Origin of the sequence: Massilia sp. BHUDP2, from assembly GCF_046236355.1 — a bacterium.
Lineage (GTDB): Bacteria > Pseudomonadota > Gammaproteobacteria > Burkholderiales > Burkholderiaceae_D > Telluria > Telluria varians.
Genome location: NZ_JBJUVW010000001.1, coordinates 1487972 through 1513092 on the forward strand (window position 1 = coordinate 1487972; position 25121 = coordinate 1513092).

Sequence of the window (25121 nt, forward strand, 5' to 3'; positions counted from 1 at the left end):
AGACCTTAGCAGATCGGGAGAATGCGCCGTGTCCAACCCAGCAGCCGCAGAAGCCTGCATCGCCCGCCAGGCCGATGGCATCTATTGCGACGTGGCCGCCCTGGGCCCGGCCCTGCTGGCGGCGGTCGACGGCATCCTGCTCGGGAACCAGTATTTCTCTAGGCTCGACTATCCGGTCCTGATCAAGGCCTTGTTCGGTCACGGTCCCGAGCTGCCGCGCAATGCCCGCGGCGAGACCGTGGTGCGACTGGCGGACGACATCCTGCCCTTCGATCCGGCGCGCCGCGAGCTCTACCGCGCCGTCAGGATCGCCGACGGCCAGGCCGAATACTACTTCGAACCCGTGTTCCTGCCGGACCCCGAGGGCGTCGAGCAGCCGGCCCGGCTCGACATCGACGAGTTCATCGCCGACATGTGGACGAAGGGCATCCGCTTCGGCATCGACGTCGCGGGAGTCAGGGACGCCATCGCCACCAGCGCGGCCGGCCGCATCGTGGTGGCGCGCCGCCTGCCTCCGCGGCCGGGCGAGGATGCGCGCGTGGTCGAGGTCTCGAACGAACTGCACCGCAGCGACGCCCCGCGCCAGCTCGCCAACGGCAAGCTCGACCTGATGAGCTTCCAGAACCGCTTCCCCCAGGTCCAGCGCGGCACGCGCCTGCTGCGCAAGCTCCCGCGCGTGCAGGGTGAGCCGGGCTTCGACCTGTCCGGCATCGCCCTTGCGCCCGAACTGCCGCTGGATCTCGAACTGAGCGACTGGAGCGGCCCCGGCACCACGGTCGACCGCATCGCCGAAGGCGAGTTCGTGCTCGCCCTGCAGGACGGCTTCCTGAACGTGGAAGGCAACCGGATCTCGGTGGGCGACAAGATCGTCAGCCACGACGGGGTCAGTGCCAGGACCACCGGCAACCTGCAGCTCGAGGGGGACTACGAGGAATTCGGCGAGGTGCAGGAAAACCGCGTGGTCGAAGGCGAGAGCATCACGGTGCATGCCGACGTCTTCGGCCGCATCGCCTCGCGCGGCGGCGTGGTGCGCCTGAACCGCAACCTGATGGGCGGCAGCGCGCGCAACAGCGATGGCCCGATCGTCGTGGCCGGCGTCGCATCGAACGCTACCATCCAGAGCGCCAACGGGGACGTCAGTCTGCAGCGCGCCGAGAACTGCATCATCTCCGGCAGCAGGGTCTCGATCGTCGAGGCGCTCAATTGCGAGATCGTGGCCGACGAGGTGGAAATTAGCCAGGCCGAAGGCTGCGCCATCGCCGCCAGGCGCATCGCCATCGAGCGCGCCGCGCCGCGCGGACACAGCGAGATGCGGGTCTTCGTGCTACGCCCGGACTGCACCCGCATCGATGCGGCGCTCGGCATGATCCGCGAGCGCGTGGGCCAGTTCGGCGAGCTGGCCGGCCGGCGCCGCGCCGCCATGGGCGCGCTGGCGGCCCAACCCGAGGTGGCCAGCTACGTCAGGCTGGCGGGGCGCGTGCGCAAGGGCGAACTGGTGCTCACGCCGGAACAGCAGCCGGCCTTCAGGAAGCTCGCCGCCACCGCCGCGCCGGCGCTCAAGCAGATGGCCACGCTGTCGCAGGAGATCAAGGACGTCGAGACCGAGCAGCAGTCCGGGATGGCGCTGCTGGAAAGGTTGCAAGCCCAGCGCGCGCAGCACAGCGGCACGGTCAGCGTCGCCATCGCGCAGGTGGCCGGCGAGCTCACGGTGCGTGCGCTCGACGTGGAACCGGACAGCGCGGATGCGGAGCGCGGCAATCACTACAACCTGGCGCCACGCGAGATCAAGGCGCGCCTGCGCGAGGCCAGCGGCGCCGAACTGCTGTTCGCCGGCGGCAGCGGCAGCGTCAGCTGGAGCACGGCGGAAGCCGCCGTCGCCTGATCTTCAATCGTCCTGCGCGGGACGGATGGCAGTACTTTGGTGGAAGCTGTTCTTCCAGCCGTCCGGCTGGCGTATCCACAGATGCGCGTAGCGAAAGCGCGGCGGTTTGGCGGTGTCGCCCGCCATCAGCGCGCGGTAGGTGCCGGTGACCAGGGCCGCGTTGCCGCCTTCCAGCGGGTGCACCTCGGTGCTGTCGATATTGTAGAGCCGGAAGCGAAATTCGTTGCGTTCGAGCGCGGTGAGCAGCTCGGTCTTGCTGCGCACCCGCCCGCGGCTGTCGACGTGGTAGTACTCGCGGTCCATCAGGTGGCGCAGGGTGGCGATATCGCGCTGCACGATGGCCTTCGCGCGCTGCCGTTCCATCCCGGCCAGCATGGCCGGAAGGTCGACTTCACCGGCGGCGATGGCGCGCTGGCTCTGGAAGCCGGCCGCCTGGACGGCTCCGGGCGTCGCCAGGACGGCGGGCAGTACCGCGAGCAGGGCAAGCATGACCAGGCTGGTCGGCGGTTTCATGGCGGCTCCTTTGGAAAAGCGGACACGGGCGCTACCCACCCATGATACCCGCGCCGCGCGCAGCTATGCCCGCGCGACGTGGATCTTTTCCTTGATATGCTTGAGGTTGGCCACGATGGTGAAGGTCATGATCACCAGCAGCGACCACGAGCTCCACTTGCTCACGTGGACCACCGACCAGGCGCCCAGCTGGTTCGGGTAGCGCCACACGCCCCAGAAGGTGCCGATGTTCTCGGCCAGCCAGATGAAGAAGCCGATCAGCACGAAGGCCAGCAGCAGCGGCATCCTGCGGTCGCGGTCGAGCGGCCGGAACACCACCATGGTGCGCGAGTACAGGCCGAGCGCGCAGGCGGCCAGGTACCAGCGGTAGTCGCCGATATAGTGGTGGGTGAAGAAGTTCAGGTAGATCAGGATCGCAATGGCCCAGGCCATCCAGTGGGGCGGATGGTGGCGGATGCGCAGGTCGAACAGGCGCCAGGCCTGCACGATGTAGCTGCCGATGGCCGCGTACATGAAGCCCGAGAACAGCGGCACCTCCAGCACTTTGGTGTAGGCGAAGTCGGGGTAGGCCCAGGACTGGATGGCGCCGGACACCTTGAATGCCTCGAGCGCGAAGCCGATCGCGTGGAACAGGCAGATCGCCTTCAGCTCGTCCATCGTCTCCAGGCCTGATCTCACCATCCACAGCTGGATCGCCAGCGCCACCAGCAGCAGCAGGTCGTAGCGCGGGATGCCGAGGATGCCGGTGCGCGGCGTGAGCATCATGGCGGCAAAGAACAGGCCCACGAACAGGCAGGCGCGCGCGTTCTTGAAGCCGAAGTACAGGAACTCGGCGCCAGCGCGGCGCCAGCCGCCGAGCTGGCGCGGGCGGGTGTCGAGCAGGACGTTGTCGAGCGCAAGGGTGATGGGAGCGGAGCCGGGCGTCTTGTTCATTGTTGTCGGTCGCGGTCGGAGGCGGATGGGGTCGACCGATGTTGTCACAGAAGGGGTGGCGAATCAATGCTTCGCTGCGCCGCTGTTGCGGTATTAGAATGGAGACATGCAAACGCCGATCCATCCGAAACCTGATGAATGGGGCAAGCCGGTCGCCATCGCCGCGCCCACCGCGCCGACGCCGCTGGACAACTGGCTCGACCCGCTGCTCCCCGCCACCGTGATCCCGGGCGGCCCGGTGCCGCCGGCATTGAACGGCCTCGCATTTGCCGTGTGGCGCGAGGCCCCGCGCATCGATGCCGGCTGGATCGCGCTTGCGGGGCAGGAGGACGCCTTCGGCGAGTCGCCCTTCGAACCCGCGCCGGGCAAGCGCGTGGCGGCCGGCGTCGTCATCCTCGAGGACGACGGGCGGGTCTGGGTGGTGCACCCGTCGAACGGCTTCGGCGGCTACCCGGCCACCTTCCCGAAAGGGACGCTGGACCCGGGCATGCTGCTGCGCGCCGCGGCGATCCGCGAAGCGTACGAGGAAAGCGGCCTGCACGTGCTGTTGACCGGACACCTGATGGACCTGACGCGCAGCCGCAGCCGCACCCGCTACTACCTGGGGCGGCGCGTCGGCGGCTGCCCGTCCGACATGGGCTGGGAGAGCCAGGCGGTGTCGCTGCTGCCGCGCGCGCACCTGGACAAGGTGCTGGTCAATCCGAACGATGCGCCATTGGTGGCCTGGCTGCAGGCCTGAACGAGAGACGCCATGGAACCCATTGCGCTGGTCCTCGGGATCGTGTTCCTTGCGGTCGTCGCGTACAGCAACTACCGGTACATACGCGGCGCGCGCGACATCGTCGGCATGGCGAACGAGGAGTTCCGGCAGATACGTATCACGGAAGCGCCGCCGGAGCTGTGCTTCGACGGGCGCAGCGCCGAGATCGTGGTCGAAAACGTGGCCTACCAGGACGAGTACCGCATCCGCGCCATCAGTGTGACCCGCTATGCGCGCAATGCCCACGGTGAGTATTTTTACTTTGTATCGGAGGGCAGGGGCAGGGCCTATTTCAAGCACATCGAACAGCGCGCCGCCAGGGCGGCGCTGGGGAAGCGCTACCTTGATCCCCGAACCTGACCGCGAACGGAGAACCATGCAGATAGAACGCATCCATGTTGAAGAGGTATTCAATGTCGCTGCCGGCGACTTCAGCTTTCGCAGCGAAGGCCGCACCCAATATGGCGTCAGCCTGGGGCATGGCGCCATCCCGCAGGCAGGCGCCACCTACGCCATCGCATTCGGGCGGGCGGGAGACTGGAACTCGGTGCTGGGCTGGCGCGACCTCGCCTCGCAAAAGGTCAGCCTCACGCATTCGGCCGCCGGGCTGGTGCTGGCCACGGTCTACGACATCTATTGGTACGGCCTGTTTTTTTTCGCAGGCGGTTTCCTGTTCGGCGGCATCCGCCTGGCGCTCGCTTTCGCGGCGCTGTTCATCGCCGGGCTGGCCTACGTGAGTTTTCGCAATGTCCAGACCCTGCACCGGGCCAGACGCGCATTGCGCTCTGTCGGCGAATCCGGCAATAGCCTGGACAACAGCAGTGCAGTGTGCCCCGGCACAGTGCGATAGTTGACTGCAGTCAACATTTTAAGGGGAGCTCGCCTTTAGCATTGGTGGTGCCGATGAAAGGAACCACCATGTCGAACCATATCCTCGCCGCACCCCAGCAATTCCTTGGGTTCACCGTGGGCGGGCTCGATTACGGGCTCGACTATTCCGCGGTGCAGGAACTCAAGGCATACCGGTCGCTCGAGCGTTTCTGCAGCGACGGCGAGATCATCGGCGGCGTGGCGCTCTCGCGCGGGGTGATCATGCCGGTGATGGACCTGCGGGCCGCCTTCGCCCCCGTCTTTGCGCTGCCCGAGCCGGATACCGACGTGGTGATCGTGCGGGTGGCCGCAGGCGTGGTGGGCGTGGTGGTGGAGCGCGTCACCGGCGTGGTGCGCCTGCGCCCGGAGCAGGTGGTCGCGCTGCCGGGCGCCCAGCGCGACGCCGACTACCTGATCGGCCTCGGCCTGGCCAAGGGGCGGCGCATGATCCTGATCGACATCGCGCGCCTCATGTCGGTGGCGCCGGCCGAACCGCGCCAGGTCGCCTAGAGCAGGAGCCCGTCAGAAGTCCGCGCTCACGGACAGCCACAGGCGGCGCCCGTCCATGTTGTTGACGTAGACGCTGCTCCAGGTCGGCGCCGCCGACCCCGGCGCCTGGTAAGGACGGTAATCGATGAAGTCCTTGTTGGCCAGGTTGTAGATCGCCGCATTCACCGTGACACGCTTGTTCAGCTGGTAGCTGCCGCCCAGGTGCAGCATCCCATACCCCTTGTAGTCGCCCAGCGCCGCCTTGGCCGCGCGGGTGGCTGCCGAGCTGCCCGGATCGCGGAAGCGCTCGCTGCGGGCCTCGAGGCGCAGCCAGGCATTCCATTGCGCCGAGATGTCCCAGGCGAGGCGCGCGTTGAGCGCATGTTCCGGCGTGTCGCCGAGCGGCTTGCCGGCATTCGGGCCGCTTTTCTGCTCGCTGTCGGTCCAGGTGTAGTTGGCGCTCAGGGCCCAGCCGGGGGCGAGCGGGAAGCGGGTCGCGAGCTCCAGGCCGCGGGTCACCGCTTCGTCCACGTTGGTGGACTGGCCGAAGGCGTCGACGTTCGGCCAGTTGCCGAAGCTGACGCAGCCCGGGCGGTTGGGCGCCGGCCGGTAGGAGCAGTTGAGCAGGCCGGTGCCGGTGGTGATCTTGTCCTTGAACTCGTTGTTGAACAGGGCGGCATTGGCGGTCCAGCCGGCGCCGTTGTCGAAATAGACGCCCAGCTCGGTCGTCACGCTGGTCTCGGGCTTCAGGCCGGGGCTGCCCACCAGGGGAATCGTGCCCTGGCCGCCGAAGCCGTTGATGCCGGGCGCCAGCTGCTCGACGCGCGGGGTCTTGTAGCCGCGGCTGGCGCCGCCCTTGACGGTCCAGCGCGGCGACGCGTTCCACACCAGGTAGGCGCGCGGGCTGACCTGGCCGCCGAAGATGCTGTGGTCGTCGTAGCGCGCGCCGAGCGTCAGCAGCAGCGGCTGGGCGATGCGCCATTCGTCTTCCAGGAACAGGGCTTTCTGGGTGAAGGCAAAGGCCTGCGGCGCGACGCCGTCGACCATCTCGGCGTCCCAGTGCTGGGCGCCGATGGTGGTCAGGTGATTGCCCCAGGGCGCCACCAGCTTGGTGTCGAACACGCGGCTCTCCACTTCCAGGGTGCGCGCGCTGCCGGCCACGGCGCCAGGGGTGCCCGGCGGGATGGTGCGGCCGATGGTTTCGGTGCGGTTGACCATGTAGCTGCTGTCCCAGGTGCCGAAGCCCAGGCGTGCGCGGTAGGACAGGCTGCCCTGGTCGCGGTTGTACTTCTGCTTCGGACCGTAGCCGCCCTGGATGCCCAGGGTCCCGAGCTGGCCGCGCGTGTTGTCGTAGCTCTGGCGGGTGCTGTCCGCGTCCAGCGTGAATTCGTGCATGCGGCTGGGCGCCCAGGCCAGGCGCGCGCCGAGGTTGTCGATGTTTGACTCGACCGGATTGGCGCCCATGGTCGGCGCAACGATGCCATTCTGGTTCTGGTAGCGGATATCGGCGGCGGCGCGGCGCTGGGTGCTGCCGCGCAGCGACAGGCCCAGCACGTCGGCCGCGAGCGGGCCGCTCAGGTAGAACTTGGCGCTCTTGACGTCGCCGAAGCTCGATTCCTCCTGCACCGTGTAGTCGGCCGCCACGTTGCCATGCCAGCGCTTGCCGACCTTGCGCGTGATGATGTTGATCACGCCGCCCATCGCGTCCGAACCGTACAGGGTCGACATCGGACCGCGGATGATCTCGATGCGCTCGATCGCGCCGACCGGCGGCATGAAGCTGGTCGAGGTGCCGCCGAAGCCGTTCGGAGTGACGCTGCCGGCAGCGTTCTGGCGGCGGCCGTCGATTAGGACCAGGGTGTAGTCGCTCGGCATGCCGCGGATGCTGATGTTCAGGCCGCCGGTCTTGTCGCCGGCCGCGCCGACGTCGATGCCTTCCACGCTCTCCAGCGCCTGCGCCAGGTTGCCGAAGCGTTCCTTCTCGAGCTGCTCGCGGGTGAGCACGGTGATCGAGGCCGGCGCTTCGCGGATGCTCTGTTCGAAGCCGGATGCGGTGACGACGACGGTCGCCATGTCGTGCGGCGCCGGGTCGGCGTTGGCGGCGAGGGGCAGCAGGGCGACGGCGGTGCTGATGAGGGAGCGGCGGAACAGCGGCAGGGCAAAGCGGGGCGCAGGCATACGGTATCCGTGTAAAAAGTCGAAAAAAAACGTAAAGATATGCAGAATGGAAACATTATAAATGAGAATAAGAATGATTCCTATTTAAATATCGACTTTTTTGACGAGGCAGGCACGTGACAGGGCGCCGGGCTCGCGGATGGGCGGGAAGAAAAGGGGCGCAACGGGTCGCGCATCGCCCCGGTTCAGGGCGATGCGGATGGGTCAAACGGAGAGGTGTGGCGTGAGGCTTACGCCGCCAGGCCTTCGAGCTGCTCCTGCAGCTCCAGCCATTCGGATTCGAGCTGTTCCAGGTCGCGCGCGGCGAAGGCCTGGTCGGCCACGAGAAGCTTGAGCTTTTCCTTGTTCTCGGCCTCGTAGATGCTCGGCTCGAGCAGCTGGGCGTCGATCTCGGCCTTCTTCGCGTTCAGCTTGGCCATCTGCTCTTCGAGGCGCTTGACGCGGTTCTCGATAGGCTTCCTGAGCGCGGCCATGCGCTGGCGCGCTTCCGCTTCCAGCTTCTTTTGCTCCTTGCGGTCGACCGGGGCCGCCATTGGCGCATCCATCTTGCCGTCCTTCGCAGGGGCGGGCGCCGGCAGGGTGTCGGTGCCCTTGCCGAGCTTGGTCTGGAACAGCCATTCCTTGTAGTCGTCCAGGTCGCCATCAAAAGGCTGCAGCTTGCCGTCGGCGACGATGATGAACTCGTCGGTCGTGGCGCGCAGCAGGTGGCGGTCGTGCGAGACCAGCACCACGGTGCCCTCGAACTGTGCCAGCGCCATGGTCAGCGCCTCGCGGGTCTCGAGGTCGAGGTGGTTGGTCGGTTCGTCCAGCAGCAGCAGGTTCGGGCGCTGCCACACGATCAGGGCCAGGGCCAGGCGCGCCTTTTCGCCGCCGGAGAAGGGCGCGATCGGGCTGGTCACCATATCGCCCGGGAAGTTGAAGCTGCCGAGGAAGTTGCGCAGTTCCTGCTCGCGCACGTTCGGCGCGATCTTCAGCAAGTGCCACAGCGGCGATTCGTCGTGGCGCAGCATCTCGACCTGGTGCTGGGCAAAATAGCCGATCGACAGGCCCTTGCCCAGGGTGGCCTTGCCCTCCAGCGGCATCAGCTCGCCGGCGACGGTCTTGATGAGCGTGGACTTACCGGCGCCGTTCACGCCAAGGAGGCCGATGCGCTGGCCGATCTGCAGCGAGAAGTTGACGCGCTTGACGATCGCCTTGCCGCCGACCTTGTCGCCATGCTCATCCAGCAAGGGGTAGCCGGCATCGACGTTGTCCAGCACCAGCAGCGGATTCGGCGCGGAGAGCGGCTCGCGGAATTCGAAGGAGAATTCGGCGGCGGCGCGCAGCGGGGCCAGCTCTTCCATCTTGGCCAGCGCCTTCATGCGGCTCTGGGCCTGGCGCGCCTTGGTGGCCTTGGCCTTGAAGCGGTCCACGAAGGATTGCAGGTGGGCGCGGGTGCGCTGCTGTTTCTCGAAAGCGGCGGCGGCCAGCACCAGGTGGGCGGCGCGCTGGCGCTCGAAGGCGCTGTAGTTGCCCGAATAGCGCTTCAGCTTGCGCTCGTCGATGTGCACGACCACGTTGACGATCTCGTCGAGGAAATCGCGGTCGTGCGAAATGATGATCAGGGTGCCCGGATAGCGCTTCAGCCAATCCTCCAGCCAGATGATCGCGTCCAGGTCCAGGTGGTTGGTCGGTTCGTCCAGCAGCAGCAGGTCGGAAGGGCACATCAGGGCCTGCGCCAGGTTCAGGCGCATGCGCCAGCCGCCCGAGAAGCTGGCCACCGGCTGCGCCATCTGCTCCAGCGAGAAGCCCAGGCCAAGCAGCAGCTGCTCGCCGCGCGACTGCACCGTGTAGGCGTCGGCATCGGCCAGCGCGCTGTGCAGCTCACCGAGGCGCATGCCGTGGTCGCCCACGTCCGGATGCGCTTCCAGTTCAATGAGTTCGGCCTGCAGGCGGCGCAGGTTGACGTCGCCGTCGATCGCGTATTCCAGCGCCGGGCGGTCGAGGGCCGGGGTCTCCTGGGCCACGTAGGCCATGCGCCACTTGGCGGGGAAGTCGATGGCGCCCTGGTCCGGGTGCAGCTCGCCGCGCAGCATGGCGAACAGGCTCGATTTGCCGGCGCCGTTGGCGCCGATCAGGCCGATCTTGTCGCCCGGGTTGAGGGTAAGGTCGGCGTCCTCGAGCAGCGGCTTGGTGCCGCGCATCAGGCTGACGTTCTGGAAGCGGATCATTGCGTATTTCTGTCTATGTTGCGTGGGCGGCGACGCCGCCCACGCAAGGGATTACTGCGATTGAAGTTGTTCGGCGGTCAGCAGGAACACGGCATCGTCACCCGCGCTGGTGCTCAGCCAGGTCAGGCCCAGGTGCCCGAAGGCCGCTTCGGCATAGTCGCGCTCGTTGCCGATCTCGACCACGAGGATGCCTTCCGGCGTCAGGCGCTCGGCCGCTCCTTCGACGATCTTGCGCACCAGGTCCATGCCGTCCTCGCCGCCCGCCAGGGCGATCTGCGGCTCGCGCAGGTATTCCGGCGGCAGCTTGCCCATCGAGACGCTGTTCACGTAGGGCGGGTTGGTGACGATCAGGTCGTAGCGCTTGAAGGGCACGTGCTCGTACAGGTCCGATTCGATCGGGTTGACGCGGCCTTCCAGCTTGTATTCGCGGATGTTGTGCTCGGCCACGGCCAGCGCGTCCTTCGAGATGTCCACCGCGTCGACCACGGCGTTCGGGAAGGCCTCGGCCATCATGATCGCCAGGCAGCCGCTGCCGGTGCACAGTTCCAGCACGTTCTCCACGCTTTCCGGATCCTGCACCCAGGGGCTGAAGGTTTGCGGGATCAGTTCGGCGATGAAGGAGCGCGGCACCAGCACGCGTTCGTCCACGTAGAAGTGGTAGTCGCCCAGCCAGGCTTCCTTGGTGATGTAGGCGGCCGGCACGCGCTCGACCACGCGGCGCTCGATCACTTCCATCACCTGGATCACTTCGTCCGGCAGCAGGCGCGCGTCCAGGAAGGGATCGAGCCGGTCCAGCGGCAGCTTGAGGGTGTGCAGGATCAGGTAGGCCGCTTCGTCGAAAGCCTCGGCGCTGCCGTGGCCGAAGAACAGGCGGGCAGAGTTGAAGCGGGTGATCGCATAGCGCAGCAGGTCGCGCGGCGTGCTGAAAGTGGTGTTGGTCATGGCCTTCTCCCGGTTTTTATTGCTCGTTACTGGGCCAGCAGCTGTTCCAGCGTGCGGCGGTAGATGTTCTTGAGGGGATCGATGTAGCGCAGCTCGATGTGTTCGTCGATCTTGTGGATGCTGGCGTTCGGAGGCCCGAATTCTATCACCTGCGGGCAGATGCGGGCGATGAAGCGGCCGTCCGAGGTCCCGCCGGTGGTCGACAGTTCGGTCTGCACGCCCAGCTCCTCGAAGATGGCGTCGCACAGCGTGTCCGACAGCAGGCCTTTCGGCGTCAGGAAGGGCTGCCCGGATAAGGTCCACTGCAGTTCGTAGTCGAGCCCGTGACGGTCGAGGATCGCGTGCACGCGCGCCTCCAGGCCGTCGGCGGTGCTGGCGGTGGAAAAGCGGAAGTTGAAGTCGATCGTCACGTGGCCCGGGATCACGTTGGTGGCGCCGGTGCCGGCCTGGATGTTCGAGATCTGCCAGCTGGTCGGCGCGTAGTACTCGTTGCCTTCGTCCCAGACCTCTTGAGCCAGTTCCGCCAGCGCCGGCGCGGCCTGGTGGATCGGGTTGCGCGCCAGGTGCGGGTAGGCGATGTGGCCCTGGATGCCCTTGATCACCAGGTGGCCCGAGAGCGAGCCGCGGCGGCCGTTCTTGATGGTGTCGCCCAGCACGTGGTTCGAGGTCGGTTCGCCCACCAGGCAGAAGTCGAGGGTCTCGCCGCGTTCTTCCAGGCGCTCACAGACGACCACGGTGCCGTCGACGGCCGGGCCTTCCTCGTCGCTGGTGATGAGAAACGCGATCGAGCCTTTGTGGTCAGGGTGGGCGGCGATGAACTCCTCGCAGGCGACCACCATGGCCGCGATCGAGGTCTTCATGTCCGAGGCGCCGCGGCCGTACAGCTTGCCGTCGCGGCGGGTCGGCACGAAAGGGCTTGATACCCACTGGTGTTCGGGACCGGATGGCACCACGTCGGTGTGGCCGGCGAACACGAACACGGGTGCGGTCGTCCCCTTGCGCGCCCACAGGTTGGTGACGCCGTTCGATTCGATGGTCTCGCAGTGAAAGCCCAGCGGCGCCAGCAGTTCCTTCAGGCGCTCCTGGCAGCCTTTGTCCTGCGGCGTGACCGAATCGAGGGCGATCAGCTCTTCCGTCAGCAGGAGGGTGCGCGAGGGTTTCATGCAGCGTCCTTGAACTTGGCCGCGTAGGCATCAAGCGAGAAGCCGACCGAGACCGGGCCCACGCCTTGCAATACCGGGCGTTTGATGACGGACGGGTTCTCCAGCATCAGCTCGAGCGCGCTGGCCTTGTCGACCACTTGCGCCTTGCGCTCGTCCGGCAAGTTGCGCCAGGTCGTGCCCTTGCGATTGACCAGGGTTTCCCAATCCAGTTGTTCGAGCCAGCCGGCCACCAGTTCGCGCGTCAAGCCTTGTTTCTTGAAGTCATGGAACGTGAAATTGTGGCCGTTGTCCGCCAGCCAGGTGCGGGCTTTCTTGACGGTGTCGCAGTTGGGGATGCCGTAGAGGGTCGTGGTCATGGTGCGTCAATCCTTGCGCCCGCGCGAATGCGCAGGGAGATGGTATTTTGGAAAGGCGGCAAGGATAGCACAGCACGCCCCCTGCGAGGATTCTACACAGGGGCGTTTTTCCGCAGCGGACGGAAGAAATGGCTCAGTTGTTGAGCGTGAACTCGGTAAAGGACGCACCCGGCGGTTCCTTGCCCGGTTTCTTCTCTTCCTCGGGCTGCACCTGGCTCTCCGGTCCATTGTTGAGCAGCCAGAGCAGGTTGGTGGCCGAGTCGGCATTGGCCAGCGCTTCTTCCTGCGTCACCAGCCCATCCTTGACCAGTTTGAGCAGGGCGCCTTCAAACGATTGCGAGCCTGGCGACAGGCTCTTGTCCATCGCTTCCTTGATCTGGCCAATCTCGCCCTTTTCGATCAGGTCGGCGATGTAGCGTGTGTTCAGCATCACCTCGACCGCGGCCTGGCGCTGGCCGCCGGCGGCCGACTTGATGAGGCGCTGCGAGACGATCGCCTTCACGCTCGAGGCCAGATCCTGCAGCAGGGCGGCGCGGTTCTCGATCGGGTAGAAGCTGATGATGCGGTTCAGCGCGTTGTAGCTGTTGTTGGCGTGCAGGGTGGCCAGCACCAGGTGGCCGGACTGGGCATAGGCCAGCGCCGCCGCCATGGTTTCCTTGTCGCGGATCTCGCCGATCAGGATGCAGTCGGGCGCCTGGCGCATCGAGTTGCGTAGCGCCGTGGCGAAGCTGGTGGCGTCGCTGCCGATTTCGCGCTGGTTGACGATCGACTTCTTGTTCTTGAACAGGTACTCGATCGGGTCTTCCAGCGTCAGGATGTGGCCGGTGCGCTGTTCGTTGCGGTGGTCCAGCATCGAGGCGATGGTGGTCGACTTGCCGGAACCGGTGGCGCCCACGACGAGCAGCAGGCCGCGCTTTTCCATGATCAGCTCGGATAGCACGGGCGGCAGGCCCAGTTCGCCGATCGGCGGGATATTCGCCGGCACGAAGCGCAGCACGGCCGAGATCGAGCCGCGCTGGCGGAAGGCCGACAGACGGAAGCGTCCCAGGTTGGCGACCGACACGCCCATGTTGAGTTCGTTCTCGCGCTCGAGCTCCTGCATCTGTTCCGGCGAGGCGATCTCGGACAACAGCGAGATGATGTTGTCGGGTTCGAGACGATGCTGGTTGATCGGGATGAGGTTCCCGTTGATCTTGATGTGCACCGGCGAGTTCACGGCGAAGAACATGTCGGAAGCGTTCTTCTCCTTCATCAGCTGGAACAGGCGGTCCATGGCCATGGCATCGTCTCCTAATGTAGTAGTGCTCTACTGCCGCTTGACCGCGTGGGCGGGGGACCCGCCCACCCTACGTACGGCGATCCGGTTTTGTAGGGTGGGCAGGTTCCCTGCCCACGCGGTCAGCAAGCGCATCAGTCGCCGCGCAGCAGCTCGTTGATGCCGGTCTTGGCGCGGGTCTTGGCGTCCACGCGCTTGACGATCACGGCGCAGTACAGGCTGTACTTGCCGTCGCTTGACGGCAGGCTGCCCGACACCACCACCGAACCCGAAGGGATGCGGCCGTAGGTGACCTCGCCGGTCTCGCGGTTGTAGATCTTGGTCGACTGGCCGATGTAGACGCCCATCGAGATCACCGAGTTCTCTTCGACGATCACGCCTTCGACGATTTCCGAACGGGCGCCGATGAAGCAGTTGTCTTCGATGATGGTCGGGTTGGCCTGCATCGGTTCCAGCACGCCGCCGATGCCGACGCCGCCCGACAGGTGCACGTTCTTGCCGATCTGGGCGCAGGAGCCGACGGTGGCCCAGGTGTCGACCATCGCGCCTTCATCGACGTAGGCGCCGATGTTGACGTAGGACGGCATCAGGACCACGTTCTTGCCGATGAAGCTGCCGCGGCGGGCGACCGCCGGCGGCACCACGCGGAAACCGCCCTTGGCGAAATCTTCCGGGGTGTAGTCGGCGAACTTGGTCGGCACCTTGTCGTAGAACTGCATGCCGCCGCCACCGGCGACCGGCACGTTGTTCTCGAGGCGGAAGGACAGCAGCACGGCCTTCTTGATCCACTGGTTCACGACCCAGTCGCCGCTGCTTTTCTCTGCCACGCGCAGGGTGCCGGCATCCAGGCCGGCGAGCACGTGGGCGACCGCGTCGCGCAGTTCGGCTGGGGCGTTGGACGGGCTGAACTCCGCGCGCTGTTCCCACGCGGTGTCGATGATGTTCTGGAGTTGTTGGGTCATGATGATTCTCTAGTTAGGTATGGTTTGGTGCCGGCCTCACAGGCCCTTGCAGAACTCGACGATGCGGTTGGCGGCTTCGAGCCCTTCGTCGACGCTGGCTACCAGCGCCATGCGGATGCGGTTGCGGCCCGGGTTGAGGCCGTGCGCTTCGCGTGCAAGATAACTGCCTGGCAAAACCGTCACATTATATTCGGCGTACAGGCGGCGTGCGAACTCGGTGTCCGACAGGCCGGTGCGGCGCACGTCGGCCCACAGGTAGAAGCCGGCGTCGGGCAGCTCGACGTCCATGACGCCCTTCAGGAGCGGGGTGATCAGGTTGAACTTCTCGCGGTACAGCGCGCGGTTGTCCTGCACGTGGTGCTCGTCGTTCCAGGCCGCGATCGAGGCCGCCTGGATCGGCGGCGACATGGCGCCGCCGCTGTAGGTGCGGTAGAGCAGGAATTTCTTCAGGAGCTGCGGGTCGCCCGTCACGAAGCCCGAGCGCATGCCCGGCACGTTCGAGCGCTTCGACAGGCTGGAGAACACCACCAGGTTCGCATACGGGCGTTCGCCGCTGCTGCGGCCCAGCTGGTGCGCCGCTTCGAGGGCGCCCAGCGGCGGCGTCGTGCCGAAGTAGATCTCGGAATAGCACTCGTCCGAGGCGATCACGAAACCGTGGCGCTCGGACAGCTCGAACAGCTGGCGCCAGTCCTCGAGCGTGAGCACGGCGCCGGTCGGGTTGCCCGGCGAGCAGACGAACAGCAGCTGCACGCGCGACCAGACCTCATCCGGCACGCTGGCATAGTCGGGCGCGAAGTTGCGGCCGGGTTCCGAGTTGACGTAATAGGGCGTGGCGCCGCTCAGGTAGGCCGCGCCCTCGTAGATCTGGTAGAACGGGTTCGGGCTCATCACCAGCGCATTGCCGCGGGCGCCGTCCACGACGCACTGGGCAAAGGCGAACAGCGCTTCGCGCGAACCGTTCACCGGCAGCACCATCGTGCCCGGGTCGACCGCCGGGATGGCGTAGCGGCGCTCGAGCCAGCCTGCGATCGCCACCCGCAGCGGCTCGCTGCCGTGGGTCGTCGGGTAGACCGACAGGCCGGCCATCGCATGCATCAGGGCCTTCTCGATGAAGGCGGGCGTCGGGTGCTTCGGCTCGCCGATGCCGAGGCTGATCGGGCTGTAGGCGGGGTTCGGGGTCACGCCGCTGAATAACTGGCGCAGCTGTTCGAAGGGGTAGGGGTGGAGCTGGTCGAGATGTGGATTCACGTCGATTACCGTCAATAAGCGGTCTGGGTGCGTTGGCTATTCGGACAATTATAGCCCTTGCCTGCGGATGCGTTGGCGAGGACAGCAGTTCGTGAGGAACGGGGCGGATGCTAGACTGCGCCCTGTCCTTGAGCGAAGGAGTTGTTTTTGAGAATGCGTCTTTCTGTCCTGATTTCTTTCCCGAAATTTTTGATTCCCTTATCGTTCGCCTGGCTGTTGCTCGCATTCATACTGCCGGCCACGGCAGCCGGTCCCCTGTTTGCGGCCGAGCCCGAGGCCGCGGCCGCGCCCACCCAGGCCGACCTGCTCGGCCGCGAAACGCCGCGTTCGACGGTTTCCGGGCTGATCCGGGCCCTGGCCGAGGGAGACCACGACCGCGCCGCCCAGTATTTTGACCTCCCTGCAAACAGCAGCCGGCAGCGCGCGGCGGCGGCCGCCAGGGCGCGCGAGTTCCAGGCCCTGCTTGACAGCGGCGGTTCGCTGGAACCGTATGCGGCCCTGTCGAACGACGGCCCCGGCCGCATCGGCGACGAGCTGCCGGTGGACCAGGAGCGCATCGGCGAGATCAGGACCAAGGGCAGGACGATCCCGGTCCTGCTCAGCCGCGGCGAAGAAGAGGGCCTGCAGATCTGGCGCATCTCGCGAGAGACCGCGACCGCGATCGCGGCCGTGGCCGAGAAATCCACCGCCGTCACCGATGCCCAGCGCCCGCAGTTCACCGTGGCCGGCGCGCCGCTGGAGGACTGGGGCATGCTGGTGGGCCTGGGCGCGCTGGTCTTCGGCGGGCTGTGGATCGTCGCCACCATCCTGGTCGCTCTGATCCGCCGGCTGGTAGCGGACCCCGCCGCCAACGGCGCCTACCGCTTCTTCGAGGCGGCCTTGCCGCCGCTCAGCCTCCTGGTCGCCGTGTTCGTGTTCTTCGAATGGGCCGAGCGGCTGCCGGTCGCCATCGTGGCGCGCCAGACCCTGCTGCGCTACACCGGCATCCTGCTCCTGATCGCTTTCGTCTGGTTCGGCCTGCGCCTGCTCGACGCCGTCGCCCAGCTGGCCATCACGCGGATGCAGCGGCGCGGACGGCGCCAGGTGGTCTCGGTCATCGTGCTGGCGCGGCGCACCGCCAAGGTGGTGCTGCTGCTGTTCTTCGCCATCGGCCTGCTCGATACCTTCGGCATCGACGTCACCACCGGCATCGCGGCGCTCGGCATCGGCGGTATCGCGCTGGCCCTGGGCGCCCAGAAGACCGTGGAGAACCTGGTCGGCAGCGTCACCGTGATCGCCGACCGGCCGGCCCAGGTGGGCGACTTCGTCAAGGTCGGCGACGTGATCGGCACGGTGGAAGACATCGGGATTCGTTCGACCCGCCTGCGCACCCTGGACCGTACCCTGGTGACCATCCCGAACGGCGATTTTTCGGCACGCCAGATCGAAAACTACGCCGCGCGCGACCGCTTCCTGTTCAACCCGGTGATCGCGCTCGACCATCGCACCCCCGCCGCCAGGTTGGCGGAAGCCGCCGGCATCGTCCGCCAGATCCTGCTCGAGCACGACGAGGTCGGCGAAGGTTCGCGCGCGCACCTGGGCCGGATCGGCGATCGCTCCTTCAATATCGAAGTGTTCGCCTACATGGAGGTGCCGGATTTCGAGGCCAGCGTGCGCACGCGCGAAGCGCTGCTGCTGGCGATCGCCGAGCGGCTCGAGGCGGCCGGGATCGCGCTGGGATTCCAGGCCCAGACGGTGGTGTTCGCGCCGGAGCAGCTGGCGCTCATGCAGGGCGGTGCCGTCGATGATGGCTGTCCTGGACCTGTCCCGGGTTCGTCGAAGACGTAGAAGCGCAACACGGACTATGTCCGTTTTCGCACGGAAGCGGCGACCGGGCGGCGGTATGCTGGTTTCAAGCCATCAACAGCATTTCACCGAGCATGAAGACGCCGACCACAGCAGCCCAGGGCCCCGCAGCGCAGGATGCGCCGGCAGGCGCCAACGATGGGCGCCGCGCCGCGCCCCTGTCGCTCGCCGCATGGAAGGAATTCGTCAGCGTGGCCAAGCCCTACTGGCTGGGCGAGAAGCGCCGGCAGGCCTGGACCCTGCTGGCCCTGTTGATCGTGCTGATGCTGGTCGAGACCAAGCTGGCCGTGATGCTCAACGAGCAGGCCGGCGAAATGACCTCGGCACTGGCGGGCAGGGAAGACGGCCGCTTCTGGACCGCGGTGCGGGCCTGCCTGATGACGCTGGCGTTCGCGGTGCCGGTCTATGCCTTCTATTACTACATGCGCGACCGCTTCGCCAACCAGTGGCGGCGCTGGCTCACCGGGCGCTTCCTGGACGGCTACCTGAAGGGGCGCACTTACTACCGGCTGGGCGCCGAGGGCGACATCGACAATCCCGACCAGCGCATCAGCGAAGACATCAACAGCTTCACGGGCCGCTCGATCCACTTTTTGCTCATCTTCCTGGGCTCGATCATGCAGCTGGTGGCCTTCAGCACGGTGCTGTGGTCGATTTCGCATCTGCTGGTCGGCGTGCTGGCGGTGTATGCGCTGACCGGCACCGTGGTCGCCCTGTACGTGTTCGGCACCCCGCTGATCCACCTGAATTTCTGGCAGCTGCGGCGCGAGGCGGATTTCCGCTTCAGCCTGATGCGCCTGCGCGAGAACGCCGAGTCGATCGCCTTCTACCGCGGCGAAGCGCAGGAACGGGCCCATATCGACGGCAAGTTCCAGCAGGTGATCGACAATTTCGCACGCCTGATCCGCAAGCAGTGTTCGCTGAACCTGTTCCAGCGCACCTTCAGCCAACTGACCCTGGTGCTGCCCTTCATGATCCTGGCCAATGGCGTGCTGTCGGGCGAGCTGGAAGTGGGGCGGGCGGTGCAGGCGGCCGGCGCCTTCACGGCGGTGCTGGCGGCGGTGGGCGTCATCGTCGACAACTTCGAGAGCCTGAGCCGCTTCGTGGCCGGCATCGGGCGCCTGCAGGCCCTGTCCAGGCTGGTGCAGCCCGAAGCAGGATCCGGGGGCGCTAGCGGGCAAGCGCGCATCCAGACGCGCCAGGGCCAGCAGCTGATGCTGGAATCGCTGACCCTGCACCCGCCGCAATCGGAACGGGTGCTGATCAAGGAGCTGTCGCTCGCCTTGCAACCCGGCGACGCGCTGCTCATCACCGGCGAGAGCGGCTGCGGCAAGAGCTCGCTGCTGCGCGCGATCGCCGGCCTGTGGCACGAGGGCAGCGGCACCATCCACCGTCCGGCCCTGGACCAGTTCTTCTTCCTGCCCCAGCAACCCTACCTGCAGTCGGGCACGCTGCGCAGCCAGCTGCTCTACCCCAGCGCGCATGCCGACCTGAGCGACGCGCAGCTGCTGGACATCCTGCGCGAGGTCCAGCTGCCGCGCCTGGCCGAGCGGGTGGGCGGCCTGGATGCCGTGCACGACTGGGAAAAGCTGCTGTCGGTCGGCGAACAGCAGCGCCTGGCCTTCGCCCGGGTGCTGGTGCACCGGCCGAAGATCGTCATCCTGGACGAGGCGACCAGCGCCCTCGATGCCGCCAACGAGGCCTCGCTGTACGCGCGCCTGCGCAGGGGCGGCGCGACCCTGATCAGCATCGCCCACCGCGCCGCGGTGCTGCGCCACCACACCCATGTGCTGTGCCTGAAAGGGGAGGGTGCCTGGGAATTGCATGAAGCGGACAGCTGCGCGATGGGCACGGCGTTCACCCGCGAGCGCGGCGTCGACCCCGGCGAAGCCCGGGCCTGGCGCATGCCGGCCGCTGCGGAGACCGGATGATGATCTTGCAGTGACAAGGCCGTACAATGCGTGCATGAACGAACAGCACGCAACCTTCCGTAGCATGGACCGGCGCGGCCTGGACCAGGCCCTGCAGGATGCGCGGCAGCGCACGCTTGCCTTGTTCGATGCGCTGGCCGGCGCCGGCTACCACGACAGTGCCCGGGTGCCGCGTCTTGCCATCCTCAATCCGCCGCTGTGGGAACTGGGCCATATCGCCTGGTTCGCCGAATGGTTCGTACTGCGCGCAGCGCGCGGCAGCGCGCCGGGCGAGGCGAGCGGCGATTCGCTGCTGGCGCAGGCCGATGCCTGCTTCGATTCGAACACCGTGCCGCACGACGCGCGCTGGTCGCTGGCACTGCCCGCGCCGGCCCGGATCGAGGACTATTGCCATGAAGTGCTCGAGCGGGTTCGCGCGCGCCTGGCGCGCGAGTCCGGCGACGATGCCGCCCTCTATCCTTACCGCCTGGTGCTGGCGCATGAGGACATGCATGGCGAAGCGCTTGCCTATACGCTGCAGACGCTCGGCGCGGCCGCGCCGCGCGACGCCGCCTGCCTGGAGGACGAGGTCGGCCCGGCGCGCGCGCAAGGCGAGATCGCCTTTGGCGGCGGCGCGCTGCTGCTCGGCGGGGAGCAGGGGCGTGGCTTCGTGTTCGACAATGAAAAGCAGGCTTTCATGTGCCAGGTCGCGCCGTTCGCGATCGATGCCGGGCTGGTCTCCAACGCGGATTACCTCGCCTTCGTGCACGACGGCGGCTACCGGCGTGCCGCCTGCTGGAGCCAGGCCGGATGGGATTGGCTGACGGCGAACGGGCGCACGGCGCCGCGCTACTGGATGCCGGATGGCGCGGGAGGCTGGCTGGAGCAGCGCTTCGGGGCCCCGGTTGCCCTCGATCCCCGTGCGCCGGTGCGTCATGTGAGCCTGCACGAAGCGCAGGCCTACTGCCGCTGGGCCGGGCGGCGCCTGCCGCTGGAACAGGAATGGGAGTTCGCGGCGGCATCAAGCCACCCGGCCTTTCAGTGGGGAGACTTGTGGGAGTGGACGGCCTCGCCCTTCCTGCCTTATGCCGGCTTCGGTGCGGATCGCTACCGCGAGTATTCGGCGCCGTATTTCGGCAGCCGCCAGGCCTTGCGCGGCGCGTCGTTCGCGACGCCGGCGCGCCTGCGCTCCCCGAATTTCCGTAATTTCTACCAGCCGGAACGCGACGATATCTTCGCCGGCTTCCGCACCTGCGCGGCATGACACCATACCCTTCCGATGCATGATCCGCTGATCCTCGCCATCGACAACGGCACCCAGAGCGTGCGCGCGCTGCTGTTCGACCTGGAGGGCGACATCGTCGCCAGGTCGCAAGTCCCCTTGCTGGACTACCGCAGCGAGCATCCCGGCTGGGCCGAGCACGACCCCGAGGGCTTCTGGCAGGCGCTGTGCCAGGCCTGCCGGCAGCTCTGGACCCAGCCGGGCGCCGACCGCGCCCGCATCGCCGGCGTGGCGGTGACGACGCAGCGCGGCACCGTCATCAACGTCGACCGCGAAGGAGCAGCGCTGCGGTCCGCCATCACCTGGCTCGACCAGCGCCGTACCGATGTGGTGCCGCCGATCGGGCCCTTGTGGCGCACCGCCTTTCGGCTGGCGCGGGTCCGCGAGACCATCGATTACCTGCGCGGGGAGGCCGAGATCAACTGGATCCACGCGCACCAGCCCGAGATCTGGCGGGCGACCCACAAGTTCCTGTTGCTGTCGGGCTACCTGAACTGGCGCCTGTGCGGGCGCTTTGCCGATTCCTCCGGTTCGCAGGTGGCCTACCTGCCGTTCGACTACCGGCGCCGCAAATGGGCTGGACGGCGCGACTGGAAATGGCAGGCGCTGGCGGTGGAGCCGCGCATGCTGCCCGAGCTGCAGGAGCCGGGCACGCAATTGGGCAGCGTCAGCGCGCAGGCAGCGACGGACACCGGCATCCCTGCAGGCCTGCCGCTGCTGGCCGCGGCCGCCGACAAGGCCTGCGAAGTGATCGGCGCCGGCTGCAGCGCGCCCCACGTCGGTTGCCTGAGCTACGGCACCACGGCCACCATCAACACCACCACCACCCGCTACGTCGAGGTGACGCCCTTCGTGCCGCCGTATCCGGCGGCGATTCCCGGCGCCTACAGCACGGAGGTGCAGGTATTTCGCGGCTACTGGATGGTCAACTGGTTCAAGGAGCAGTTCGGCCACCACGAACAGATGCGCGCCCTGCTGGAAGACGTGGCGCCCGAGCGCCTGTTCGACGAACTGGCCAATGCGGTGCCGCCCGGTTCCATGGGCCTGATGCTGCAGCCCTACTGGACGCCCGGCATCCGGGTGCCGGGGCGCGAGGCCAAGGGCGCCATCATCGGCTTTGGCGACGTGCATACCCGCGCCCACGTCTACCGCGCCATCCTGGAAGGGCTGGCGTACGCGCTGCGCGAAGGGAAGGAGCGCATCGAGCGGCGCTCGGGCACCCGCATCACCGAACTGCGCGTGTCAGGCGGCGGCTCGCAGAGCGACGCCGCGATGCAGCTCACCGCCGACATCTTCGGCCTGCCGGTCTCGCGTCCGCACGTGTACGAGACCTCGGGACTGGGTGCGGCGATCGACGCCGCCGTGGGGCTGGGCCTGTACCCTGACTTCGCGGCGGCGATCGGGGGCATGACGCGGGTGGGCAGGGTGTTCGAGCCGGTAGCAAGCAACCAGGCGGTCTACAACCGGCTGTACCGCGAGGTTTACCTGGGGATGTACCGCCGGCTGCAGCCGATGTACCGCGACATCGCGCGCATCACGGGTTATCCGCGGCAGGTGTGAGCCGGGCCGGCTAGCGCGCCAGCGCCGTCTGCATCGCTTCCCAGGCATAGCCGCCGCCGACGGCGACCACCCGGTTGCGGCCGGCCGCCTTGGCGTCGTACATGGCGCGGTCGGCGGCCAGGAACAGCGAGCGCATGTCGTCGAACTTGGTCGGCACGAAGGTGGCGGCGCCCACGCTGACGGTGACGAAGTCGGAGGTGCTCGAGCGCGGGTTGGGCACGCGCAGGCGCTCGACGTCGGCGCGGATCGAATCGGCCAGCTTGGCCGCGCCGGCATACGGGGTGTCGGGCAAGAGCAGGACGAATTCCTCGCCGCCGTAGCGCGCCGCCAGGTCGGTGGCGCGCAGCGCATGCGCCTGCACCGTGCTGGCCACGGCCTGCAGGCACTGGTCGCCGGCGGCGTGGCCGAGCAGGTCGTTGTACAGCTTGAAGTGGTCGACGTCGAGCACCAGCAGCGACAGCGGCTTGGCGTTGCGGATCGCGCGCTGCCATTCGCGTTCGAGGCAGGAGTCGAATTGGCGCCGGTTGGCGATGCCGGTGAGCGGGTCGGCCATGGCGACGCGCTGCAGCGCGGTCTCGGACTGCTTGTGGTGGGCGATGTCGTGCAGCAGGGCGACGTAGAGCTGCTCGCCTTGCGCCATCGGCGACAGGTTCAGGTCCATCGGCCGCAGGCTCCCGTCGGCCTGTACCAACAGCACTTCGCGGGTCCCGCGGCAGCGCTCCAGGGCCGGGTCGCGCATCTGCGTGTCGCGGCGGTCGAAATAGGCCGCGTAATCGTTTGCCGCGGGCTCGGCCAGCAGGTCGGCCAGCGGGCGGCCGGCCAGCTCGGCCTCCTTGTATCCGAGTACCCGCTCGCTTGCGGGATTCGCATACTGGATGCGCCCGTCGGCGCCGACCAGAATCAAGCCTTCGTCCATGCCCTCGACGATCATGCGCAGGCGCCGGGTTTGGCGCTTCTGGTGTTCGCTGCTGGACTGGGTCTGCAATTGCGAGCGCACGCGCGCCTTGACTTCGGGCAGGCGCACGGGCTTCGAGATGTAGTCGACCGCGCCATGGTCGAAGCCGGACACCACGTCGTCGGTCTCGTTGCAGCCGCTGACGAAGATGACCGGGATGTCCATCGTCTCGGGATGTGCCTTGAGCCGGCGGCAGGTTTCGAAGCCGTCCATGCCGGGCATCATCACGTCCAGCAGGATCAGGTCGGGCTGCACGCGCTGGGCCAGATCGATGGCGCGCAAGCCGGAATTGGCAACGAAAGTATGGTATCCCTGGCTGCGCAGCATTTCGTTGAGCAGATCGAGACTGTCGGGCACGTCATCGACTATCAGGATCGTCGTCTGGCGGACCGGCATCGAAAAGTCGGAGCAGGCGGAGTTCATTTTTGCAGTGTTGCCGATAGGTAAGACTGCGACAGATGATACTCTTTTCAAGGTGACTTGTGGCTACTCTGTTGTCACACATCCACTTGTCTTGATTAAAATGCAAAACCGCCGGTCGGGCCGGCGGTTTCATGAAGATGCAAAAACCCTTACAGCATGTCCTTGATCAGCTTGCCAAGGATGGCAATGCCTTCGCGGATGCGCTCCGGCGGCACGGTCACGAAGGACAGGCGCAGGGTGTTGGTGGCCGGCTCGTTCGCGTAGAATGGCGCGCCCGGCACGAAGGCCACGCGGGCGGCCAGCGACTGGTCGAGCAGTTTCATCGCGTCGATGCTCTGCGGCAGGGTCACCCAGATGAACATGCCGCCTTCGGGCTTGGTCCAGGTCACGCTTGCCGGGAAGTGCTCGGCCATCGCGTCCAGCATCACCTGGCACTGGTCGCCGTACAGCTTGCGGATGGTCGGGATGTGCTGGTCCAGGAAGCCGTCCTTGACCACTTCGTGCACCACCATCTGGGTCAGCTGGGCGGTGTGCAGGTCGGCCGCCTGCTTGGCCAGCTCGAGGCGGCGCACCAGCGGCAGCGGGGCGCAGACGTAGCCCAGGCGGATACCCGGGGTCAGCACCTTCGAGAAGGAACCCATGTAGATGACGCCGTCCGGGTTCATCGCGACCATCTTCGGCGACGGCTCGCCGCGGTAGGACAGGGTGCCGTACGGGTCGTCCTCGATCAGCGGCAGGCCGAGGCGGGCGCAGGTTTCCACCAACGACTGGCGGCGTTCGATCGACAAACTGCGACCGGTCGGGTTCTGGAAGTTCGGCAGCGCGTACAGCAGGCGTGCGCCTTGGGCGATCGCGTCGATCGACGACGGCACCAGGCCGTGTTCGTCGGTCTCGACGGATTTGAATTCGGGACGGTAAACGGAGAAGGCCTGCAGGGCGCCCAGGTAGCTCGGGGTCTCGACCAGCACGCGGCTGCCTTCGTCGATCAGGACCTTGCCCAGCAGGTCGAGTGCCTGCTGCGAGCCCGAGGTCATCAGGATCTGTTCAGGCAGGATGCGGCTGCCTTCCGTGGAGAGCGAATTGGCAATCCATTCCCGCAGCGGGCCGTAGCCATCGGTCGGACCGTACTGCAGCGCGACCTTGCCGGTCTCGGACAGTACCTTGTCGTACGCCGCTTTCATGACGTCGACCGGGAAGGTGGCTGGCGAGGGCAGGCCGCCCGCGAAGGAAATGATCTCCGGACGCTGGGTGATCTTCAGGATTTCGCGGATGAACGAGCTTTGCAGCTGCTGCGCGCGTTCCGAAAACTGCCACTGGATGGGGTTTGGATTCTCGATTTTCATGCTGTTCTCACAGGACTCTCA

At 66.9% G+C, this 25121-nt stretch carries 21 protein-coding genes; 9 read left to right on the forward strand and 12 right to left on the reverse strand.

The features are described from left to right. The first annotated feature begins 28 nt into the window (after positions 1-28). Complete coding sequence (locus tag ACK6C6_RS06670) at positions 29-1882, forward strand: flagellar assembly protein A (protein WP_409266503.1); 1854 nt, start codon at positions 29-31, stop codon at positions 1880-1882. 3 nt (positions 1883-1885) lie between these two features. Here ACK6C6_RS06670 and ACK6C6_RS06675 read toward each other — a convergent pair whose 3' ends face one another. Both ACK6C6_RS06675 and ACK6C6_RS06680 read right to left on the reverse strand, forming a co-directional pair. Then, positions 1886-2395: a nuclear transport factor 2 family protein gene (locus ACK6C6_RS06675; RefSeq protein WP_409266504.1), complete on the reverse strand. Its 510-nt coding sequence runs from the start codon at positions 2393-2395 to the stop codon at positions 1886-1888. 63 nt (positions 2396-2458) lie between these two features. Next, on the reverse strand, positions 2459-3328 hold the full coding sequence (locus ACK6C6_RS06680; protein ID WP_152570843.1) for a DUF817 domain-containing protein: 870 nt from the start codon (positions 3326-3328) through the stop codon (positions 2459-2461). A 106-nt stretch (positions 3329-3434) separates the two neighbouring features. On the opposite strand from ACK6C6_RS06680, the gene ACK6C6_RS06685 reads away from it, so the two are divergent. The 4 genes from ACK6C6_RS06685 (at position 3435) to ACK6C6_RS06700 (ending at position 5468) form a co-directional block, all read left to right on the forward strand. Beyond that, complete coding sequence (locus tag ACK6C6_RS06685) at positions 3435-4067, forward strand: NUDIX hydrolase (protein ID WP_409266506.1); 633 nt, start codon at positions 3435-3437, stop codon at positions 4065-4067. 12 nt (positions 4068-4079) lie between these two features. Then, a complete protein-coding gene (locus tag ACK6C6_RS06690; protein WP_409266507.1) occupies positions 4080-4448 on the forward strand; it encodes a hypothetical protein in 369 nt (122 codons plus the stop codon). A 16-nt stretch (positions 4449-4464) separates the two neighbouring features. Next, complete coding sequence (locus ACK6C6_RS06695) at positions 4465-4938, forward strand: hypothetical protein (protein WP_409266508.1); 474 nt, start codon at positions 4465-4467, stop codon at positions 4936-4938. A 68-nt stretch (positions 4939-5006) separates the two neighbouring features. Then, on the forward strand, positions 5007-5468 hold the full coding sequence (locus ACK6C6_RS06700) for a chemotaxis protein CheW (protein ID WP_409266509.1): 462 nt from the start codon (positions 5007-5009) through the stop codon (positions 5466-5468). Positions 5469-5480: 12 nt separating this feature from the next. Here ACK6C6_RS06700 and ACK6C6_RS06705 read toward each other — a convergent pair whose 3' ends face one another. From ACK6C6_RS06705 to dapC, 8 genes are all read right to left on the reverse strand, one after another. Then, positions 5481-7625: a TonB-dependent receptor domain-containing protein gene (locus ACK6C6_RS06705; RefSeq protein WP_409266510.1), complete on the reverse strand. Its 2145-nt coding sequence runs from the start codon at positions 7623-7625 to the stop codon at positions 5481-5483. A gap of 230 nt (positions 7626-7855) precedes the next feature. Further along, positions 7856-9835 (reverse strand): ATP-binding cassette domain-containing protein, encoded by a 1980-nt coding sequence (locus tag ACK6C6_RS06710; RefSeq protein ID WP_409266511.1) that lies wholly within the window; start codon positions 9833-9835, stop codon positions 7856-7858. 51 nt (positions 9836-9886) lie between these two features. Then, complete coding sequence (prmB, locus tag ACK6C6_RS06715) at positions 9887-10777, reverse strand: 50S ribosomal protein L3 N(5)-glutamine methyltransferase (RefSeq protein WP_409266512.1); 891 nt, start codon at positions 10775-10777, stop codon at positions 9887-9889. Positions 10778-10803: 26 nt separating this feature from the next. Then, complete coding sequence (gene dapE, locus ACK6C6_RS06720) at positions 10804-11940, reverse strand: succinyl-diaminopimelate desuccinylase (protein WP_409266514.1); 1137 nt, start codon at positions 11938-11940, stop codon at positions 10804-10806. Beyond that, on the reverse strand, positions 11937-12296 hold the full coding sequence (locus tag ACK6C6_RS06725; RefSeq protein WP_409266516.1) for an ArsC family reductase: 360 nt from the start codon (positions 12294-12296) through the stop codon (positions 11937-11939). Before ACK6C6_RS06725 ends, dapE begins: the two co-directional genes overlap by 4 nt. 133 nt (positions 12297-12429) lie before the next feature. Further along, positions 12430-13575, reverse strand: a complete 1146-nt coding sequence (locus ACK6C6_RS06730; RefSeq protein ID WP_409266518.1) for a PilT/PilU family type 4a pilus ATPase — start codon at positions 13573-13575, stop codon at positions 12430-12432. A gap of 131 nt (positions 13576-13706) precedes the next feature. Then, positions 13707-14534, reverse strand: coding sequence for a 2,3,4,5-tetrahydropyridine-2,6-dicarboxylate N-succinyltransferase (gene dapD / locus ACK6C6_RS06735; RefSeq protein ID WP_409266520.1), 828 nt, complete (start codon positions 14532-14534; stop codon positions 13707-13709). Between the two features lie 36 nt (positions 14535-14570). Next, positions 14571-15782: a succinyldiaminopimelate transaminase gene (dapC, locus tag ACK6C6_RS06740; RefSeq protein ID WP_409266521.1), complete on the reverse strand. Its 1212-nt coding sequence runs from the start codon at positions 15780-15782 to the stop codon at positions 14571-14573. Positions 15783-15998: 216 nt separating this feature from the next. Between dapC and ACK6C6_RS06745 the strand changes: the two genes are divergently transcribed. The 4 genes from ACK6C6_RS06745 to ACK6C6_RS06760 all read left to right on the forward strand — a co-directional run bounded on the left by ACK6C6_RS06745 (position 15999) and on the right by ACK6C6_RS06760 (position 22379). After that, positions 15999-17609: a mechanosensitive ion channel family protein gene (locus ACK6C6_RS06745; RefSeq protein ID WP_409266522.1), complete on the forward strand. Its 1611-nt coding sequence runs from the start codon at positions 15999-16001 to the stop codon at positions 17607-17609. 92 nt (positions 17610-17701) lie between these two features. Continuing rightward, positions 17702-19558 carry an ABC transporter ATP-binding protein/permease gene (locus ACK6C6_RS06750; RefSeq protein WP_409266523.1) on the forward strand — a complete coding sequence of 619 codons (1857 nt, stop codon included), beginning with the start codon at positions 17702-17704 and terminating at the stop codon, positions 19556-19558. A 34-nt stretch (positions 19559-19592) separates the two neighbouring features. Further along, positions 19593-20801 (forward strand): selenoneine synthase SenA, encoded by a 1209-nt coding sequence (gene senA / locus ACK6C6_RS06755; RefSeq protein WP_409266525.1) that lies wholly within the window; start codon positions 19593-19595, stop codon positions 20799-20801. Between the two features lie 15 nt (positions 20802-20816). Continuing rightward, the gene (locus ACK6C6_RS06760; RefSeq protein ID WP_409266526.1) at positions 20817-22379 is read left to right on the forward strand and encodes an FGGY-family carbohydrate kinase; all 1563 of its coding nucleotides are present in this window, start codon (positions 20817-20819) and stop codon (positions 22377-22379) included. Positions 22380-22389: 10 nt separating this feature from the next. Here the strand turns inward: ACK6C6_RS06760 and ACK6C6_RS06765 are convergent, their stop codons facing one another. Together ACK6C6_RS06765 and ACK6C6_RS06770 are read right to left on the reverse strand one after the other, a co-directional pair. Then, positions 22390-23757, reverse strand: coding sequence for a diguanylate cyclase (locus ACK6C6_RS06765; protein ID WP_409266528.1), 1368 nt, complete (start codon positions 23755-23757; stop codon positions 22390-22392). 149 nt (positions 23758-23906) lie between these two features. Further along, complete coding sequence (locus ACK6C6_RS06770; RefSeq protein ID WP_209586059.1) at positions 23907-25100, reverse strand: PLP-dependent aminotransferase family protein; 1194 nt, start codon at positions 25098-25100, stop codon at positions 23907-23909. Between the last annotated feature and the right edge of the window lie 21 nt (positions 25101-25121).